This is a genomic window from Arthrobacter antibioticus, assembly GCF_030063205.1.
GTDB lineage: Bacteria > Actinomycetota > Actinomycetes > Actinomycetales > Micrococcaceae > Specibacter.
Genome location: NZ_JASISQ010000011.1, coordinates 23,587 through 41,738, shown reverse-complemented (window position 1 = coordinate 41,738; position 18,152 = coordinate 23,587). Strand labels below are relative to the sequence as shown.

Below are 18,152 nucleotides of genomic sequence, written 5' to 3'. Positions count from 1 at the left end.
TGGAAGGCCACGAAGTACGGTCTTGTCCTCGCGCTGCTGCGGAGAGCCATGCCCGCGAGTCATGGTTTGGCCAGGTGCCGGTAGATGGTGGGACGGCTGACGCTGAATTCCTGGGCGATGTGCTCGACGGTATGGGCACGTTTCCCGTCGGCATCCTTTTCCTCATACATTTCCCTTGCCAGCTTGACCTGGCGGGGACCGAGTTTTGGTTTCTGCCCACCGGTGCGCCCTCGTGCCCGGGCGGCGGCTAGCCCGTCGCGGGTCCGTTCGGACATCAGCGCGTGTTCGAACTCGGCTATTGAGCCGAGGATCTGGAAAAACATACGTCCGGCGGGTGATGACGTGTCGATGCCCTGGTCCAGGACCACCAGGTCCACGCCGCGCTCCTGCAGCGTATTGGACAGGTCTATGAGGTTTTCCAACGACCGCCCAAGACGGTCCAGCTTGGTGACAACAAGCTGGTCGCCGGACCGGTTGGCCGAGAGCAGCGCCTTGTCGAGTTCGGGCCTGCGGGCGAGTTTTCCCGAGGCGGTGTCGAGGAACACCTGCTCGCAGCTCGCCGCGCGCAGGGCGTCGTGTTGGGCCTCGGGGTGCTGATCGCGTGTTGAGACACGCCCATATCCGATTCGCATCACCAAAATGTATCACCAACCCGGTTGAGCGTTACATTGACGCGTACACGGCAAACGTTACAAAATCGGCTGCGGCAATCCGCGGGCCACGAAACCGAAGACAGAATGTCTCGCGAACGTTCGTTACCGGACATCGTGGAGGCTTGGCTTGGCCCGGATACTCGACGAATTCACAAGCCACCCCAACCACAACATGTACGCCCGGCAGTGCGCTTGTGATGGCTACTTTGTCTATCTGGTTCTTCCTGCTCAGTCTGCTGTTTTTCCTGTCACGCGAGACCCGAACTTCCGGGGACGTGGCCATGCACATCCAAGCCGGCTCCCAGCCCTACTCGGAGTCGCTACCAGTAGGCGACCCCAACAAATGCCCCGCCGGGACCAGCCCGGCGGGGCATTTCACTGACCAACCTTCGTCAAAAGCCGTCACGGCACCATCGTGAAACAACGGGACGGTCAACACCTAAGTTGTCCTGTTAGGAGACGAGAACCCCCCGTTTGGACAGTCGAGATCTCGTCAGTTGTCACCACCATCGTTCTTTGCTGCCAATTCCTCGCTGGCTGGGTCTATGGGACTAGTGCGCGGGATTCAAGGACAAGACTGGTGTCGCATCGTGATTCGACGTGATCGTTATGGGTGGCGATGAGGATGCTTGCTCCCTTTTCGGCCAGATAGCGAAGGGTACTTATGACCATGTCTGCGTTGTCGTCATCGAGGGCTCCGGTGGGTTCATCGGCCAGGATAAATACGGGCTTTTTTACGAGCAACCGAGCGAGGGCCACTCGCTGTTGCTCGCCACCACTGAGTTCGTAAACTAGGTCCCTGGAACGTCCAGTGAGTCCAACATGTTCCAGCGCTTCTTCGTAGACCTTGTGCTTCTCAGTGCGGCTTAGTTTGCGATTCTCTCCGCCGGCCACGGTGAGGTTGTCGTGAATGCTCGTGTTTTCAATTAAGGCGTAATTTTGGAATAGGTAGCCGAGGGTATCGCGGCGAAAGATGCGCTGTTGACGCTGGTTGTAAGAGGTGGTATTGGCACCTTGTATCAGCACGTGGCCAGCGGTGAGGGGCTCGAGGAGACCAAGGCAGTTTAGTAACGTGGATTTACCCGACCCACTGGGTCCGCGGACGGCCATCATTTCACCGCTATTGACGGTGACATCGAGTTCTTCCCAGAGAGTGCGTTGGCCGATCGTCTTTGTGAGTCCGTGTGCAGAAATCATCGAATCCTTCCTTTCTATGCGTCCGCCGAGTGTGAACGGATCAGTGAAGTTTTATAGCCCCGCAGCGCGAGTAGGGTGAGTGTGACGCTGAGGAGTGCAATGGCTAGGGCGATGGTAGGCGCCCATTGTACGAGTGGTTGTGATTCTCGAAGGATAGGTGAGGTGGCTCCCGTAGATCCGGCGGCTGTCGCTGCTGCGTCCTTTGCTGCCAGAGCGATCCCATAACCGATCAGTGCAATTGCTGCGGCGGACTCTACGGCTAGCAGCCACGCGTTGACTTGCCAAGACTGCCAACCGTGGATGAAGCTAACAAAGATTCTTTGGGCGTTCTTGCGGGTGTAGACGAGAGCGGCGCCCAGGGAGGTGACCAGCAAGACCAAGAGTGCTGCGCCGATGCTGAAGAGGTGGTTGCGGAAGGCTGCCGCATCCTTTTGGAAAGTGGCACTTGCGTCTAGAGCTGCTGGGCGGAATCCTGTGACAAACCCTGAGGCTCCCGCCTGATCGGTTCTGGCGATCATGTCTTCCGGATCAGTGAACAGGAGCCCTCCACTGGTTGCGTACGCGTAGTAGTCGCCATCGGGCATCCATGTACCGCCGGAGGGCACCGCAAGGACGACTGCATTGGGAAAAGATGTGCCCGCTTGAATGCCGTCGAAAGAGGAGAAGGCATTGATGCGCTGGTCGTCTGCAATGAGGACGGTCTCTTTTACGGGGCGATCCACGCCAATCGAGAACGAAACCGTTTCGGAGATCTTTTCCAGCTCTGGTTTCAATGAATTCGGTACCAAAAGCCGGACAGTGTCTGATGGAAGGATTCGTTGGCCCTGAGCGTCAAGCACAGTTTCGCGTTTGAGATAGGTCGAATTGACATACACCACCGGCGGTCCCGACACGGGGGCGACCGTCCCATTCGGGTCATAGGACTGGAGCGCCTCAAAGGGGAACATTTGGGCGAAAACCACGGTCCCGTCTCGGTCGGCCTTCCTTGCAGCTTGACCAAAGAGCTGACCGTGCTGCATGAATTCTTCCTGCGACAGGTTGGTTTTGAACTGAAGCATGGAGAGGTCGCTGTTGGCGGCCCAAACAGCCTTGCTTTCTTGCTGCCCCAGGACCTGTCCGCCCAAGACCAGAGTCGCCGAAACGATACCAAAGGCAAGGAAGGAAGCGACGATCTTGACTACGTAGACGGCGCCGAGGGTGCTCTTCGCAGGGATTTGTCCCTTTACGGCAGCTATGAGGGGAACCCTCCAAGCAAGCAGCAACACCCCACCATGAGTCAATAGGGCTGCTGTCGACAAGCTGGCAGCCACCAGGGCAGCGAACCAAGCGAATCCAGCAACCTGATGGAGTGAGTTATAGAAGTACAGTGCGACTAATGTGATCACAGCGAGTCCAGCGTAAATCGGTGTTGTGAACCGTGCCAAAGCAATTAGATCCCGACCGAGGGATGTCCAGTGCGAGCCACCCTGGAGCCGCTGAATAGCGTAGCTTCTAGCATTGAGGATCACCCCGGCTCCGGCGCTAACAATGACTATTAGGGCCAGGACCATGTAACTGTTTCCGAGCCCCGATGTGGATAGGAACCATTTGAAAGTCTCCAATGGACTAACGGACGCTGTACTAACTTCCAGTCCCATGCCCTGAAGCCCGGTGATTACTGCTTGTTCCAAGGAACTAGATCCAAAAACAACATATTGACCGCGGACATCCAAGGATGAGATCTTCGCGAAGGGCTGCACCGTTGTGGTCATAGATCGCGTAAAATCCGGATATCCTTTCTCAATCCATGAAGCAGAACTGGCCGAACTAGCTCCCACAGCCAGATATAGATTGCGGTGAGAGGTGGGGTTGCGCAGATCAGGAACAAGCCTGGCAATATTTCCCTGATGTTCCAATGCTGCGGACTGGATGAATGCCGAGGCAGCGCGCATATCAACATTCTGGACGTCACCCCCAACGGTGAGATTCATATCCGCACCTTGGAGCACGATCTCGTCCGAAGCCGACATGAAACCTAAGGCAAGTAATACTGAAAAGACTGCAATTACAAAGTGAACAAACCCAATAATCTTGTGAACCATCAATGCTTCTATCGTTCGGAAGAGGAATCTACGCAAAATATACGATGACAACAAAAATAGCCCTTGCCACCCGATGTCAGCGCGGCTACGGGGGGCGAGGGCTATTTTAGAGTTATTTAGCAGAAATTGTAGAAGTACTGGTAGCTGACGCCCGGGATTTGGGTAACGGACTTGAACGACCAAGCATTGGCCACAGTGCAGCCTGAACTATAGTTCGCCCCGTTGGCCTGAACGGTCGAGTAGTGGTTCATTCGTGCATGGAAGTAGTTAGAATAAGCCACTGAACCGTTGGTTCCATACTCCAACACACCCCCTCCAACGTTCATGGATGCCGCCATGGCGGGCGCAAGAGCACCAGCCGACAAGGCCGCCGTGAGACCAAGAATTGCAAATTTCTTCTAAAAGGACATTTCTCCCCCTTGGGAACATCGCTTGAGTAGTAACTTGAGTAGTAAAGAGCTGGCGCGGATAGAAGTAGGCAGAGTCACAGACCTGGCTCAAAACTCGGACGATCGAAGACCTACCTCTTGAGATTTGCCGTCAGTTCACCTTGACTATAACAACTCACAGCAGGCTAGTCGGAATTGAGTGAGATATTTCTTGGAAATTTCTTTTACTTAATTTCAAGTTCCGGTATCTCTGATTGTTTATCGTGCACAACAGCCACGAATCTCCCCGTGGGCCTGTCCACCATTCGCCTAGATTGTTGATTTCCCGCCATATAGCAGCCATGCACAACTAAGATACACCCGCAATGGTTTTGACGGATTACCAATTTCACGCGGCAAGGCGCGGTCGGTGTCGTACCCTCGAAGCAACAAGTTGGCGGAGTAGTGGAGTTGCTGGCGGGAAGCAGGGGTTGTCGTTTTCGGATCGGGCGGACATCGCTGTAGGCATCCTGGCTGGCAAGTCGGATCGGCAGATCGGTGTTGATCTCGGCCGGGACCACACCACTATTTGGCGCGAACGTCGATGGAACTCGACGAAGACCCGTGGCTACCGGCCCGTGAGTGCTGCCTGCTCTGCCGGGCGGTAGCGCAGGCGCCCGGAGACACGGAAAACCGAGACGAACCAGATCCTTGCCGCGCGGCTGAGGGAGGATCTGGGGAGGTCCAGGACGCCGCGGCAGATTGTGGGCCGTTTGCGTTTGGCTATACATCTGCTAAATCGCCATGTCGGGAGTCCTGAGCCCTGGAGATGCTCTCACCCCTGGGATGGGAACACATCAACCTCACCGGCGACTACACCTGGCCACGCAACAACCAGATCAAACCCGGCAAATGCAGACCACTACGGCGCTCGACAGAACCTTAGCGTCGGATATTTCACTTTTTCACAAGCCAACCCTAGAGGGAGACTATAACTTATCCGGCATCTGCGGGCCGCTTCCAGAGAAGGAGGGTAGCCTGTGGGGAGTAAGCCGTTTTTGAGGCTCGTAACACAATGACTGATGGGCCATCAAAGGTGGGTAAGGTGAAATATTCCGATGCAAATAATTCCACACCATTGTTGCCAGCGGCGGCAGGAACGCGCATTGAGGACCTACTCCGGGAGTTCGTAGACAGAGCGGGTGAACTGCTCTCCACACAGGAAAGAATGCGCGGCCTGCTTGAGGCTGTGGTTTCCGTAGCAGAAGACCTGAGTCTGGATGCGGTTCTGGAGAGAGTTGTTAGATCTGCTTGCACACTCCTTGACGCTCGCTATGCTGCTCTTGGCGTTATCGCGGAAGACCAATCCCTGAGTCATTTCATCACTGTTGGAATAGATGAAGAGCTCATCCGCAAGATTGGCCCATTGCCCACCGGTCACGGTGTTTTAGGGCTGTTGACAAGTGACCCACATCCGATGCGGTTACGTGATCTGCACGATCACCCCGCCTCCTACGGGTTCCCTGAACACCATCCGTCAATGGTCTCTTTTCTGGGAGTTCCTGTGCGGGTTAGAGGGAGAGTTTTCGGAAACCTTTACCTCACAGAGAAGTCAGATGGGGCGGACTTCACGGCGGAGGATGAGGAGTTGGCTGTTGCTTTGGCGGCAGCTGCGGGCGTTGCCATTGAAAATGCTCGTTTGTTTGAGGATGCCAGACGCCGCTCGAGCTGGTTGGAAGCGAGCATGAGTGTCACTGGCCGGATGATGGATGATGATAGAAACATCACTGGAAGTAGTTTGGATATGATTGCGGCCACCGCGTTGGCCGAGTCTGACTCCGCACTGGCCATGATTGGTGTTTCCTCTGACAAGGGACCTGACTTATTCGTTGCTGCTGCTGCCGGAGAGCGGGCATCACTGCTTGTTGGCCGCTCGCTTGTCCTGGATTCCCCGGAAATCGTGGAGGTCTTGAGAACAGGTGTCCCAACAGTGTTCAATGACGCCACTGGCCTACTGGGTAAAGCGGAAGGCACCACTCTTGGGCCAACGATCGTCATTCCGTTGGGCCCTCAGGGCACCAACCAAGGCTTGCTAATACTTGCAAAGAACCAAGATTCTGAAAGTTACTCCAAGATCGTAGTGGAGATGAGTGCAGTGTTTGGCTCTCACGTTGCTTTGGCTTTGGAATTAGCCAGGACACACCGTTTGCGTGAACAGATTATGGTCTTTACCGACCGGGATCGCATTGCCAGGGACTTGCACGACGTCGTCATTCAGCGCCTCTTTGCTGCAGGGCTGAGCATGCAGAGTATGCAGCGTCTCATTACGGATAAAACAGCGTTGGAACGGATCAAAAATGTCACCACTGAACTGGATGAGACCATTCGGGATCTACGTAACACTATTTATTCATTGCAGGTCAGCTCCAACGAAACGGAGCTTCTCAGTGACTTGATCTTGCGAGCTGTCCGAAACGCTGCGAAGCCTCTCGCGTTTGCACCGCGCCTGAATCTTGCAGGACCCATCGATTCCACGGTATCCGAGGAGACGGCGAAACATCTGCTGGCGGTTTTATCTGAAGGATTGAGCAATGCCGTACGTCATTCCAAGGCTGGGGTCATCGAGGTTTGCGTGGACGTGACAGCGGATAAAGTTACTGTGACTATTGTTGACGACGGCATTGGAGTGGGTGAGCCGGGCCGCCGTAGTGGGCTGCTAAACATGGAAAAAAGGGCCAAACTTCTGAACGGGACTTTTGAGATTGAGAGTACTGAAACTACTGGAACTCGCATGACCTGGGAAGTTCCTAGTGAAGATGCTCAGTGATTCGGTGGTGGGATCATCCAGCTTTTGTTGGTGATAAAAACTGCCGCCTGTGTGCGTCGGACGAATCCCAGCTTTGCCAAGAGTGAAGAGACGTAGTTCTTAACAGTCTTTTCTGCCAGAAACATCTCACGGCCAATGTCCCGGTTGGTCAAGCCGGCGCCAATGAGGTTTAGAACACGGCTTTCCTGCGGTGTTAGGGCAGCGATCCGCGGATCTGTTCGTTCTGGTTCTGCCAGTCCTTGAATCACTTTGGCCACGACGTCGGGGGAGAAGAGTGTTTCGCCCTTGGCGGTGCGGCGCAGCGAGGTCAGCAGATCTGTTCCATCGATTTCTTTCAGCACGTAACCGCATGCACCGGCAAGAACCGCGCCGCGAAGGGCTTGTGCGTCGTCGTAACTGGTGAGTATAAGGCATTGCAAGGAGGGGTCCACAGACCGCACGTTGCGGCAAACTTCAATGCCGGTTCCATCCGGGAGCCTTGCATCCAACACGCAAACATCCGGATGCAAAGCCGGAATAAGTCTTGTCGCCTCCAGAGCGGAGCCACTGGAGCCGATGACGCTGAAGCCTTCGCCCTCAAGGAGTTCTTTGAGTCCGCGTCTGACTAGTTCGTGATCGTCCAGTATAAAGACCGTGATAGGCGCCAACGCTGGAGTTGCTGTGTCTTTCGCCGTCGCATCCAGCTGAACCATTAGTCTTCCCTCCGTTCGTAATGCGGATCATTCCAGCCAGTCTCTCCTATGCGCCAGTGACCAACAAGGGCCGAAAGGCCCTGAGCAGCAGAATGGGTAGTGGAGGTTCTCCGCTATGAAATATCCTTGAAGTTCGGACCTGAATATACACCGCTGCGCGTGTTTGCTGCGAAGCTCTCGCTGCGGCACTCCTGTAGGGTTCAGGCATGGTGTACTTCCGGTCTGATTCATTGTGAGCAGGAAAGTCAAGATGGGCCACGATAGGCCGCATAAACCGCATCGTCGGGGACTTTCCAATGAAGAAGTAGCTAACCGGAATTCGGCAGGGCTGACAAACCGGGTATTGCAATCCTCCAGTCGAAGTCTGTGGAGCATTGTGCAAGCGAACGTGCTCACATTGTTCAATGCGATCGTGGCAGGGAGTTTTATCCTTCTGCTGATGCTGGGCCAATGGCGAGATGCGCTGTTTGGATTTGCTGCCGTGGGTAACGCGGTGATCGGCGTGGTACAGGAGTACCGTGCCAAGAGGGCACTTGACCGGCTCGCCGTCATCAATACCCCGGATGCACGGGTCCTTCGGGAAGGCGCCGTGCAGGACATCGCGGTCGAGGCCGTGGTGCGCGATGACATCCTTGTCTTTAGAGCCGGGGACCAGGTGTGCGCTGATGCCACGATGCTCGACAGCGAGGGCCTGGAAATTGACGAATCTCTCCTTACCGGTGAGGCAGAACCAGTAGTAAAGTCTCCGGGAGATCGAGTCCTCTCCGGCTCAAGTGTGGTGGGCGGAAACGGGAGGGCAAAGGTCACCCATGTGGGGGCAGAATCCTTTGCCAGCAAACTAAGCGCTGAGGCCAAGCAATTTTCGCTTGTTAATTCTGAAATTCGCAATGGGCTCAATAGGGTGCTGCGATGGATCACGTGGGCGCTTCTTCCCATTATGGCGATCGTTGTCAACGGCCAGATGCAGGCCGCGGGCGGCTGGGAAGCAGCCATCAGCACCGGAACCTGGAAAACTGCTGCAGTGGGAGCAGTAGCGAGTATCATCGCCATGGTTCCATTGGGTCTGGTCCTACTGACAAGCGTCGCCTTTGCCGTCAGTGGTGTGCGGTTGGCCCAACAGAAGGTGCTGATCCAAGAACTTGCCGCTGTTGAAGTGCTGGCGCGGGTGGACATTATTTGTTTGGACAAAACTGGAACCCTCACCGAGGGTGCCATCATGTTCGACGCCGTTCACTCCCTTGCCACGTTATCCTCACGGAGCCTGGACCAAGGTTCCGGATGGCGGCAAAGCCTGGGTTGGTTTGGCACGGAACCAAATGCGAATGCGACGGCGCGGTGTCTGGCGAAGGAGTTCCCGGCTCAGAGGGGACTCAATCCCGTGGCCACGACGCCCTTCTCATCCGAGCGCAAGTGGAGCGCAGTTTCGTTCTCTAATACTGACACCGCTGCCGGTACTTGGCTGCTGGGCGCCCCAGAGATGGTCTTGGACCCCGGCGTGAGTACTGAAACAGGTCACGGTCTGTCGACGCTGGAACCATCCGGTTCTGTTGTCGCAGTGCTGGCCGAAGCTAAAAGACTCGCGTCGGCTGGCATGCGAACACTTGTGCTCGCCCACAGTACCGAGTTGATCTCAGACGGTACCCGGTTGCCATCGGGGATATCGCCGGTGGTGCTGCTGACTTTTCGCGAGAAGGTGCGCGCTGACGCGGCTCGCACAATCTCGTTTTTCCACGAACAAGGTGTTGGAGTGCGCGTCATCTCCGGTGACGATCCTGCGACGGTGGCAGCTGTTGCCCGTGAGGTGGGTGTGCATGTCGAGAAAGGCTACGACGCTCGTCAACTGCCCGAGGATCCCGACAAACTAGGTGATGTTATGGACAGACACTTTGTTTTTGGTCGGGTCACCCCGGTCCAAAAGAAACAGATGGTCAAGGCGCTCCAGCAGCGCGGACACGTAGTCGCGATGACGGGGGACGGGGTCAACGATGCCCTCGCACTGAAAAATGCTGACATTGGCATCGCCATGAATTCGGCTGCGGCAGCTACCAAAGCGGTCTCCAAGCTGGTGTTGCTGGACGGCCGGTTCGACCGTTTGCCGAGCGTCGTGGCGGAGGGCCGGCAAGTGATCGCTAACATTGAGCGGGTTTCCATGCTGTATTTGAGCAAGACAGCATACGCCGTTGCAATGTCGGTGATCTTTGGGGCACTTATCTGGGGTTTCCCTTTCCTTCCCCGCCAACTCTCCGCTACTGATGGTCTCACGATCGGTATCCCGTCCTTCTTCCTCGCTTTGATGGCAAACAATCGCCGGTACCGTCGAGGATTCTTGAAACGTTCCCTCTCCTTCGCGATACCTGCCGGGCTTATCGTTACCGCCAGCATTCTGGGCGTGAAGATGTACGCGACACTGCACGGAGAATTCTCCACGGTAGAGGTTCAGAGCGCATCAGTGATCACGCTTTCGCTCATCGGCCTGTGGGTTCTCGTGATAGTCGCCCGACCGCTGAACTTGAAGCGCATCGCCGTCGCTCTCGCCATGTACGCCGTGCTTGGTGGGCTGCTGTTGATTCCGCTCCCCAGAGACTTCTTCAACGTGGTGGTACCTCCGGCGCAGCTGCTACAAGTCACAGTGATAGCCTCACTGATTGGGTGCGTGGCGGTCGAGATTCTAGGACGGGTCCGGGCACGGATCAACTCACATGCCGACCACCAGGCCATCCCCGGCTAGAGCTGGCAGAAAGCCGCATTTACAGTGTCAGTGACGGATTTATAGGTTTCCAGAAGGAGCACTTCGTCCTTGATATTGATGAAGGCCCAGAGGAAGTCACCGCGACGCTGAAAGAAGTGTCATCGCTGGGCACTGTCTTTTTCATCTCTGCCAGCATCTCTGGACCGAGTAGACGGCCATCAAGCACTGCTCGGGTGAACTCATTGAGTTCGCTGGGGTGGAGATGACTTTTCCGGCTGCCCATCCCCACGAGGGATCGAGGCGGCTCACGTTGGTCGGTGTGCCCTTTGCCTCCGGGTGAAAGCCTGAGGGGTGTGCACCTCTGAAGTCCTGTTCGCCAACCTCTGGAAAATAGGTATGTTTAAAATTCAGTGGTTCTGGCTGGTTACTTCTACCGGACAGTGGTTTGCGTGGCACCGTTGAGACTGAATACAGCCGGTGGACATCATCATGGCTCGGGCAGCATGGGTGGAGTCGGCGCCGATCCGGATCCGGTCATGAAGTCAGGAGTGAGATCTTCAGGAAAACATGGCTTTGCATATTGCTAAAACATCTGTCCGTGATCCCACACAGAGTTTGAGCCCCACGGGTTCCCCCGGAGAGAGTTCGCGCATAGTTGACATGAACTGGATGAGTTCCCGTGGTGTTGAAAAAACTTTGTGCGCTGCCGAACTCACACATTGCACTCCCTCTTGCATATTACGAGCCTTGGCAATTTCGGCGGTCACCTCGCCGACGGGAAGGACACCGCCAATGCTCGGCTTGGCGCCTGGACTTAGCTTCAGTGAGAGGCATTTAACGGATGGGTGGGCAGCCGTCTCGGCGAACATCCGCGGATCAAAATCACCGTCCTTGGTGCGGGTCCCGAAGTAACCGCTGACGATCTCCCACATAAGATAATCCCCATCTCGTAGGGCTGAGAGCAGTCCGGGCCGCCGGTACGGACAGTTGGTGCGTGCTCGGTTGGTTCCAACGGTGCCGTGGAATGCACAAGATCTTCGTAACCAACTTCCCCAGCAGCGCGTTCAGTACCAAAAGCTTGTTTTTAGTTTGGCGACTTTGGCCCGTTCGCAGATTAAGGATCGAGGGCTTCTTCTGCCCGGTACCGGTGATGGCCAAAATAAGTAACGCCACAAGAAGCACTGGAACCAGAGTCACGAGAAACAACATGGAAACCATCAGGATCCTGAGCATGAGATCAGAACAAACTTGGCAAGCCCATCCATGAGCTGATTTGACCAAGAATATTACGGACAGTCATAGAACTAGAAAACCGCTGCCTTTAGCGGATTATCCGATACCAGCAGCCGCACGCAGGCCATGTTCGACGGCGTGAGTAGCTTGGCCGCCGTCGGACGTGAAAGAGAGCCGGGTCTTAGAAGATCGACTAATTTAGCGGGTCTTGGCACGGTGTGCTGAGGCTCGGCTGGTCCGCAAAGATGGTGTCAGAGGAGGGGGCGCAGGGGGATGAGGACGGTTTCACTAAACCTGGAAAGCAGAGACCGGTCCTGCCATTCATCCACTGTCAGCACCTTGGCGTTGCGGCTGTCGATTTCGAAGATCTTCTGCATATCAGAGGCGAAATCTTCATCATGGATTTCAAGGTTGATCTCGTAATTCCCTGTCAGACTCAACCTGTCGATATTGGCGCTGCCCACGGTGGACCAGCTACCATCAATCGTTGCCGTTTTTGCATGGATCATCGCGTTCCGATAGAGCAGGATCGTGACTCCATCGTTAAGCAGGGACCGGTAGAACCCGCGGGACAACCAGTCCGAGAGAACGTGGTTGGAATCCTCGGGAAGAATAATCCTAACGTCAACCCCGCGCCGACTGGCAGCAAGTAACGCCCTGAGGATCTGCTGGTCAGGGATAAAATAGGCCATGGTGACGTAAATATGTTTTTGTGCCCGCGTGATCGCATCCAGATAAACCCCGCGGATCGGAAAAACAAGATCCGAGGGGATATTGTTGACCGCTCGGATCCGAGGTTCCCACACCTCGGGACGCGTGTGCGGAATTTCTGGGGTTGTGCCGGAAGCGTTCTCATTCCAAACGTTGACAAACGCTTGACGCAAATCCCACACGGAGGGCCCCACGAGGCGTAGATGAGTATCTCGCCACTCGGTGGCGTAGAGGGAACCAATATTATAGCCACCCACGAAGCCAATCTCACCATCAACGATAAGCAGTTTGCGGTGATCCAGCCCCGTGCTGCGGATGGTTTTGGTGAGCATTGAGGTGCGCAGCACAGGGAATCGATGCACATGGACATCTGGGTGGAACCGGAAAAAAGAGGTTGGCACTACCAAGTTGGCGAAACCATCATAGATGAGAAAAACCTCAACGCCACGACTGGCTGCTTCATTAATCGCGTTCTTGAACTGCTTCCCGGTCTCGTCGTCTTTCCAGATAAAAGTTTCTATCAGGATGGATTCTTTTGCTTCCCGGATCGCTTGGAGCATGTCGCTATACAGGTCAGCACCGTAGGTGTAGGTGGTGACAAGCGTATCGGCGATGGTCTTCTCGAATACTCCCGGGTGTGGGAAGCCTTTGCGTTTAGTGCGGTCTCGTTTTTTAACTATGTCTACAACAACAAGCCCTGTGATCACGACTGCTTGTACGGCTGCGAAGGCTAATAGTGAGCGACCTACGGTCTTTCGTGCGATCTCAGCTGCCGGTTCCCGGAGTAATTCATCCATTGGTAGAGTCTATCGGTTGGGAAGTCCCTCACTAGCACCGTCCCACGGCGATAGACTCAGATCGGCCGGAAGAATTGCAGATACACGGCGTACATACTGGCCTAGCAACAAATCTATTGGTACTGCTCGCTCCAGTATTGTTCAGTGTTGGAGTAATCCGCAGTTTGGCAGAGAACTTTAGCAGGCAATTTCGGTAGGTATTGGAGAAGACCCTGTGCGGGTGTCAGCTGGTAGACGCGGCCACGATGCACTTCCCCACCCCCGCTCGCGCTGAAGCTGGAGCGAGGGTTCTGTTTTTGGTACTTTCACTTGCCAACTTAGGAGTATTCATGACCGTCACCGCTTTTTTTACTATTCGCATCCATGGCGACCACTCACTAGCCCGGGTGGCTGGGGCATGAGGGCTGGTAAAGAAACTCGCAAGGTGGCAAGCCGCGCCGGTAACAGTCAAACACTGACCATGATCGCCCGGATCGGCTTTGCCGCCAATGGGCTGATTCACGTGCTGATGGGATATCTAGCTCTTCAGATTGCTTTCCACCATGGAGGGGAATCAGACCAGTCAGGTGCGTTCGCGCAACTGATGAAGCTGCCCGGGGGTGTGATTGTTTTGTGGGTCACCGTTGTAGGCCTGGCAGCTTTATCTCTATGGTTTCTGCTTCAGGCAGGACTGGGGATCGGTTCATCATCAAAAAAACGTTGGACACGCAGTTTGTCTGCTCTGGGCAATGCCATCGCCTACATCGCGGTAGCATCGACGGCTCTCTCCTTTGCGCTGCGGCGCCCCAGCGACTCCTCAACGTCAACGAGCCAGACCAGCGCAGATATTCTCTCCTTTCCCGGCGGCCAGTTCTTGCTAATTACTATTGGACTCGCCACGGTTGGCATTGGTTGCTACTTCATCTATAAGGGTGCCCGGCAAAAGTTCCGTAACGATATCCGCATACCCTCCGGCAGTGCCAAAAAGGTTGTTGTTGCGGTGGCCATTACAGGACATATTGCTAAAGGAATAGCTATCCTCACGCTTGGTATTCTGTTCATTGTTGCAGCCGTCAAAGTTGATCCAGGAAATGCAACAGGTCTTGACGGTGCCCTGAAAGCCTTGACAGCGCTACCCTTTGGGGAAGCAGTTCTGGCCGTGGTTGGCGTCGGACTTATTGCGTATGGACTCTATAGCTTCGCCAGGGCCCGTTTGGCTCTGCTCTGAGGCCAGGGATGGTGTGCAACTCTCAGCCTGGACTATCTGGCAGAAAAAAAGATGAGGACTTAAGAAGTTACGCAGGTATCTCCGCAGGCAAAGTTAACTTGCCACGTTCGAGGTTTTTTCAAGACGTACTAGGAGGCTCGGATTCCGGACCGCGGACCTCAGAGTCTGCTATCTGGTGCTGCTGCCACTAATGTACGCGTGTACTCATGTTTGGGGTTGGTAAAAACTGATTCAGTGGCACCGGATTCAACAACTTCCCCAGCCCGCATGACCAGCACAGAGTCGCTCATGTGTCTGACAACTGCAAGATCGTGGGAAATAAGCAGGTAGCTCAGCCCAAGCCGCTGCTGCAGATCATCAAGCAAGTCAAGCACCTGAGCCTGAATGGAGACATCTAACGCGGAGACAGGTTCATCGCAGATCAAAACCCGCGGGTTCGGTGCCAGAGCCCGTGCGATTGCCACTCGTTGCCGTTGCCCACCAGAGAGCGTGGCTGGATTACGGGCTGCCACTTCGGGATCCAGTCCCACCATCTCAAGCAGTTCCTGGATCCTCACCGCGTGGCAGCGGGGGTTGCGTGTTGCGCCGGAGCTTATCGCGTCGGCAAGCAACGAAGCCGTGGAAAGACGGGGATCGAAGGAAGAAAGCGGGTCTTGATAAATTGCACCTAGGGAGGAGCGGAGAGCACGGCGTCGAGACTCCGGGACCCCGCTCCACCGTTCACCGAAGAGCTCAACAGATCCAGAATCGGGGCTCAACAGCCCTAAGACCATACGTGCGGTTGTGGTCTTTCCTGATCCGGATTCGCCCACCACTCCTAGGGTACGGCCAGCGAATAGTTCGAAGTCAACGTTACGTACAGCGCTAAAACTCGACGACTTGGCTAGAGGGAAGCTCTTGGAGAGACCGCGGGCACTGAGTAACGGTGGAGACTTGGCGTCAGCTTTGATTTGGTTCGCAGCATGCGCTCTGGGCTGAGGCATTGGCGTTGCTGGGCCATCGCTGGGCGGGGATAGCCGGCTAAAGCGGGGTTTATCCTCAGGAGCTGCGGCTAGAAGTGCACGTGTATACGGGTGTTGTGGGTTTTCGAATATCTGTTCGCGGGTGCCACGCTCGACTATTTTTCCGGCCTGCATAACGGCAATGGAATCGGCCACCCGTGCCACGGCCGCTAGATCGTGGCTGATTAGGAGCATTCCCGAGCCTTCTGGGCGCAAATCACTGAGAAGACGCAGCACCGATGCGGCGATTGTCGCATCCAGTGCAGTGGTAGGTTCATCTGCGATGATTAGTGCCGGCTCTAACGCGATTGCAGAAGCGATCAACGCCCTCTGACGCATACCCCCAGAGAGCTCTCCTGAGCGTTGGGAGGCACAACGTATTGGGTCATCCAAGCCAGCTGCCGTTAGCAGTTCAATGACGCGTGAGGCGCGTTGTGCCCCGGAACCTGTTGAGTGCAGACGCAGTGTGTCGTCGATTTCCTTGCCGACGGTTCGCAGCGGATCCAGCGAGGTTAGAGCATCTTGCAAGATCAGGCCCACCCGCTTGCCACGGATGGCCCGCCAGCTTCTTTGGGAGAGATTCCTAGCGTCACGGCCCCCTATGTCTAGTGTTTCGGCGTGCACAAGTGAGCCGGGGCCAGCCAGGCCAATCAGCGATCTGGCAGTCACTGACTTACCCGATCCTGACTCGCCTACTAGGGCCAGGCACTCCCCGGCGTCCACCGTGAAGGAGACGTCATGCACTACGTTCTTCCCGGCAAAGGAGACGTTGAGGTCCATGACCTGCAAAAGGGGCTCAATTCCACTCATTTGGGACCACGCGCCTTCAAGGATCGAGAGAGCACTGTGGCGGCGGCAGCAACGAGCACAATGGCAAGGCCTGGGAAGAGCGTCATCCACCAGGCGAGGGCAAGGTATGTACGGCCGGCTGAAAGCATGGTTCCCCACTCGGGTGCTGGGGGAGGTGAGCCGAGTCCCAGAAAGCTCAGCGACGCCGACCATAGAATGGCCTGTCCAAGCCCCAGAGTGGCAAGTACAACAATAGGTGAGAGAGCGTTAGGAAGAATGTGGACAGTGAGGATTCTGGCCCGGCTACGCCCGAGTACCGTGGCGGCCTCGACCATGGGGGAGGTGCGTAGTGCAAGGATTTGGGCGCGAATAAGCCGGGCATATCCGGGAGCAGTAGTCAGCCCTACCGCTATGACTGTTGTGCTCACGCCGGGGCCAGCAAATGCAATGAAAACTAGCGCCAGCAACAGTCCGGGTAGTGAAAATAGCACCTCCAAGATTCGGCCAACACCAAAGTCCAGCCACCGTCCACCGAAGCCTGCAAGGATGCCGAGCACTAATGCCAGAACAAGTCCTATTGCGGTTGCCGCAGCACCAATAAGCAGCGATGCACGTGAGCCGTGGATGATGCGCGAATAGATGTCCCGGCCCGATTCGTCAGTACCAAGGAAGTGCCCGGCACCGGGCGCGGAGAATGCTTCGACAGGGTTGATGGCCAGCGGATCAACCGGAGCCAGGAGATTCGGTGCGGTCGCCGCAAGGATGAAAAAGAGCAGCACAGCGGTGGAGAGGCAAAGGGGGACCTGAGTTGCAAATTGTCTTACCAAGCTGGCGCTACGAAGCAGCGGCGGCCTCCTCGACATTGCCACCAAGGGATCTTTTGTTGGTTGGCTAAATTCTTGGCCTGTCATTGTGTTGCTATCCGTGGGTCCGCGATTCGTTCGGCAATATCGGATAGGGCCATAATGACGATATAGGCGGCGGATGAGAGCAGAGCAACGCCTGTGACCAAGGGGATATCCCTAGAAGTGACGGCAGAAAGAAGTGAGCGTCCCAGACCTGGACGGGCAAAGATGGACTCAACCACAACTGCGCCCGAGAGAAGCGATCCCAGGGCCCACCCGGAGAGGGCAATGCCTGGAAGTGCTGCGTGCCGCAATGAATGGCGCAGCAGTACCCCTATCTCCGATTCCCCTCGGGCCCGCGCGGAAAGAGCAAAAGCCGAGCGTTGGGCTTCTCCCATGGTGTCCCGCATAACCTGACCTAAAAAACCTGCCAGCGGAAGAGCCAGTGTGGCTACGGGCAAAACAAGACCAGCCGGTGTGCTGGTACTCACCGGTGGGAGCCAACCCAGCAGGGTGGAAAAAACCATGATCAGCACACTGGCCAGCCAAAAGTGGGGTACTGCAGCCGAGACGATCTCCAATCCCGAAGCCACGCTCGAACCCACTGCACCACTGCGAGTCGAAACCACAGCAAGCAGAAGCGCCATGGTCCAGGCCACCAACAGTGCTAGTACGGCGAGAGTCAGTGTAGAAGGAACCAACTCAACCAGCACTTCCGAGACTGGACTCTTCAACGAATATGACGTGCCCATGTCTCCCGTGGCAAGTCTGCGCAGTTGAGAGAAATACTGCACGTGCAGCGGTAAATCCAAACCATATTGGGCTCGAGCTGCTGCAAGGGCTTCGGGGGAAGCTTGGGAGCCTGGACCACCCATGATGGCTTCGGCCGGGTCCCCTGGGATCATCCGAATTGCAAAGAAGATGGCCGTGGCAACCGTCCAGAGCACAAAGACGGCGCCACCGACTTTGCGCAGGAGCCATCGCAGGCACGCCACGAAAACATCCGATTTATTAGGGAACGCTGCAGGAGATGTAAGCACGGGCGGCGGTGTTTTCTTCTCA

15 protein-coding genes are annotated in these 18,152 nt (G+C 55.8%); 4 read left to right on the top strand and 11 right to left on the bottom strand.

Going from position 1 to position 18,152, the window contains the following annotated elements; translation table 11 throughout:
* Positions 1–59: 59 nt before the first annotated feature.
* The 4 genes from QMG40_RS16860 to QMG40_RS17465 form a co-directional block, all read right to left on the bottom strand.
* A complete protein-coding gene (locus QMG40_RS16860) occupies positions 60–632 on the bottom strand; it encodes a recombinase family protein (protein WP_110106785.1) in 573 nt (190 codons plus the stop codon).
* Positions 633–1,196: 564 nt separating this feature from the next.
* Complete coding sequence (locus tag QMG40_RS16855) at positions 1,197–1,850, bottom strand: ABC transporter ATP-binding protein (protein WP_110106786.1); 654 nt, start codon at positions 1,848–1,850, stop codon at positions 1,197–1,199.
* A 14-nt stretch (positions 1,851–1,864) separates the two neighbouring features.
* Positions 1,865–3,820: a hypothetical protein gene (locus tag QMG40_RS16850; protein WP_283532292.1), complete on the bottom strand. Its 1,956-nt coding sequence runs from the start codon at positions 3,818–3,820 to the stop codon at positions 1,865–1,867.
* 227 nt (positions 3,821–4,047) lie between these two features.
* The gene (locus QMG40_RS17465; RefSeq protein WP_459253033.1) at positions 4,048–4,296 is read right to left on the bottom strand and encodes a lactococcin 972 family bacteriocin; all 249 of its coding nucleotides are present in this window, start codon (positions 4,294–4,296) and stop codon (positions 4,048–4,050) included.
* A gap of 494 nt (positions 4,297–4,790) precedes the next feature.
* On the opposite strand from QMG40_RS17465, the gene QMG40_RS16845 reads away from it, so the two are divergent.
* Together QMG40_RS16845 and QMG40_RS16840 are read left to right on the top strand one after the other, a co-directional pair.
* Positions 4,791–4,967: a helix-turn-helix domain-containing protein gene (locus tag QMG40_RS16845; RefSeq protein WP_170120978.1), complete on the top strand. Its 177-nt coding sequence runs from the start codon at positions 4,791–4,793 to the stop codon at positions 4,965–4,967.
* Between the two features lie 437 nt (positions 4,968–5,404).
* A complete protein-coding gene (locus QMG40_RS16840; RefSeq protein WP_283532291.1) occupies positions 5,405–7,126 on the top strand; it encodes a GAF domain-containing sensor histidine kinase in 1,722 nt (573 codons plus the stop codon).
* Here QMG40_RS16840 and QMG40_RS16835 read toward each other — a convergent pair.
* Positions 7,120–7,818: a response regulator gene (locus QMG40_RS16835; protein ID WP_283532290.1), complete on the bottom strand. Its 699-nt coding sequence runs from the start codon at positions 7,816–7,818 to the stop codon at positions 7,120–7,122. The genes QMG40_RS16840 and QMG40_RS16835 overlap by 7 nt on opposite strands.
* A gap of 250 nt (positions 7,819–8,068) precedes the next feature.
* On the opposite strand from QMG40_RS16835, the gene QMG40_RS16830 reads away from it, so the two are divergent.
* Positions 8,069–10,546 (top strand): HAD-IC family P-type ATPase, encoded by a 2,478-nt coding sequence (locus QMG40_RS16830; RefSeq protein WP_283532289.1) that lies wholly within the window; start codon positions 8,069–8,071, stop codon positions 10,544–10,546.
* Positions 10,547–10,914: 368 nt separating this feature from the next.
* Here the strand turns inward: QMG40_RS16830 and QMG40_RS17460 are convergent, their stop codons facing one another.
* The 3 genes from QMG40_RS17460 to QMG40_RS16820 all read right to left on the bottom strand — a co-directional run bounded on the left by QMG40_RS17460 (position 10,915) and on the right by QMG40_RS16820 (position 13,248).
* Positions 10,915–10,992, bottom strand: coding sequence for a glutamate synthase-related protein (locus QMG40_RS17460; protein WP_459253035.1), 78 nt, complete (start codon positions 10,990–10,992; stop codon positions 10,915–10,917).
* 72 nt (positions 10,993–11,064) lie between these two features.
* A complete protein-coding gene (locus tag QMG40_RS16825; RefSeq protein WP_283532288.1) occupies positions 11,065–11,439 on the bottom strand; it encodes a glutamate synthase-related protein in 375 nt (124 codons plus the stop codon).
* Positions 11,440–11,991: 552 nt separating this feature from the next.
* Complete coding sequence (locus QMG40_RS16820; protein ID WP_283532287.1) at positions 11,992–13,248, bottom strand: phospholipase D-like domain-containing protein; 1,257 nt, start codon at positions 13,246–13,248, stop codon at positions 11,992–11,994.
* Between the two features lie 397 nt (positions 13,249–13,645).
* Between QMG40_RS16820 and QMG40_RS16815 the strand changes: the two genes are divergently transcribed.
* Positions 13,646–14,455: a DUF1206 domain-containing protein gene (locus QMG40_RS16815; RefSeq protein WP_283532286.1), complete on the top strand. Its 810-nt coding sequence runs from the start codon at positions 13,646–13,648 to the stop codon at positions 14,453–14,455.
* A gap of 158 nt (positions 14,456–14,613) precedes the next feature.
* Here QMG40_RS16815 and QMG40_RS16810 read toward each other — a convergent pair whose 3' ends face one another.
* The 3 genes from QMG40_RS16810 to QMG40_RS16800 are packed head-to-tail and all read right to left on the bottom strand — an operon-like array spanning position 14,614 to position 18,130.
* Positions 14,614–16,266, bottom strand: coding sequence for a dipeptide ABC transporter ATP-binding protein (locus QMG40_RS16810; RefSeq protein ID WP_283532285.1), 1,653 nt, complete (start codon positions 16,264–16,266; stop codon positions 14,614–14,616).
* Complete coding sequence (locus QMG40_RS16805; protein ID WP_283532284.1) at positions 16,263–17,156, bottom strand: ABC transporter permease; 894 nt, start codon at positions 17,154–17,156, stop codon at positions 16,263–16,265. The genes QMG40_RS16810 and QMG40_RS16805 overlap by 4 nt, the downstream gene beginning before the upstream one ends.
* The gene (locus tag QMG40_RS16800; RefSeq protein ID WP_283532283.1) at positions 17,153–18,130 is read right to left on the bottom strand and encodes an ABC transporter permease; all 978 of its coding nucleotides are present in this window, start codon (positions 18,128–18,130) and stop codon (positions 17,153–17,155) included. The genes QMG40_RS16805 and QMG40_RS16800 overlap by 4 nt, the downstream gene beginning before the upstream one ends.
* Positions 18,131–18,152 lie beyond the last annotated feature (22 nt).

Bases quoted from the DNA above. Each gene is read 5' to 3' on its own strand.
- QMG40_RS16860 (WP_110106785.1), bottom strand. From the start codon at position 632: ATGCGAATCGGATATGGGCGTGTCTCAACACGCGATCAGCACCCCGAG.
- QMG40_RS16855 (WP_110106786.1), bottom strand. From the start codon at position 1,850: ATGATTTCTGCACACGGACTCACAAAGACGATCGGCCAACGCACTCTC.
- QMG40_RS16850 (WP_283532292.1), bottom strand. From the start codon at position 3,820: ATGAATCTCACCGTTGGGGGTGACGTCCAGAATGTTGATATGCGCGCT.
- QMG40_RS16835 (WP_283532290.1), bottom strand. From the start codon at position 7,818: ATGGTTCAGCTGGATGCGACGGCGAAAGACACAGCAACTCCAGCGTTG.
- QMG40_RS16830 (WP_283532289.1), top strand. From the start codon at position 8,069: ATGGGCCACGATAGGCCGCATAAACCGCATCGTCGGGGACTTTCCAAT.
- QMG40_RS17460 (WP_459253035.1), bottom strand. From the start codon at position 10,992: ATGTCCACCGGCTGTATTCAGTCTCAACGGTGCCACGCAAACCACTGT.
- QMG40_RS16825 (WP_283532288.1), bottom strand. From the start codon at position 11,439: ATGTGGGAGATCGTCAGCGGTTACTTCGGGACCCGCACCAAGGACGGT.
- QMG40_RS16820 (WP_283532287.1), bottom strand. From the start codon at position 13,248: ATGGATGAATTACTCCGGGAACCGGCAGCTGAGATCGCACGAAAGACC.
- QMG40_RS16815 (WP_283532286.1), top strand. From the start codon at position 13,646: ATGAGGGCTGGTAAAGAAACTCGCAAGGTGGCAAGCCGCGCCGGTAAC.
- QMG40_RS16810 (WP_283532285.1), bottom strand. From the start codon at position 16,266: ATGAGTGGAATTGAGCCCCTTTTGCAGGTCATGGACCTCAACGTCTCC.
- QMG40_RS16805 (WP_283532284.1), bottom strand. From the start codon at position 17,156: ATGACAGGCCAAGAATTTAGCCAACCAACAAAAGATCCCTTGGTGGCA.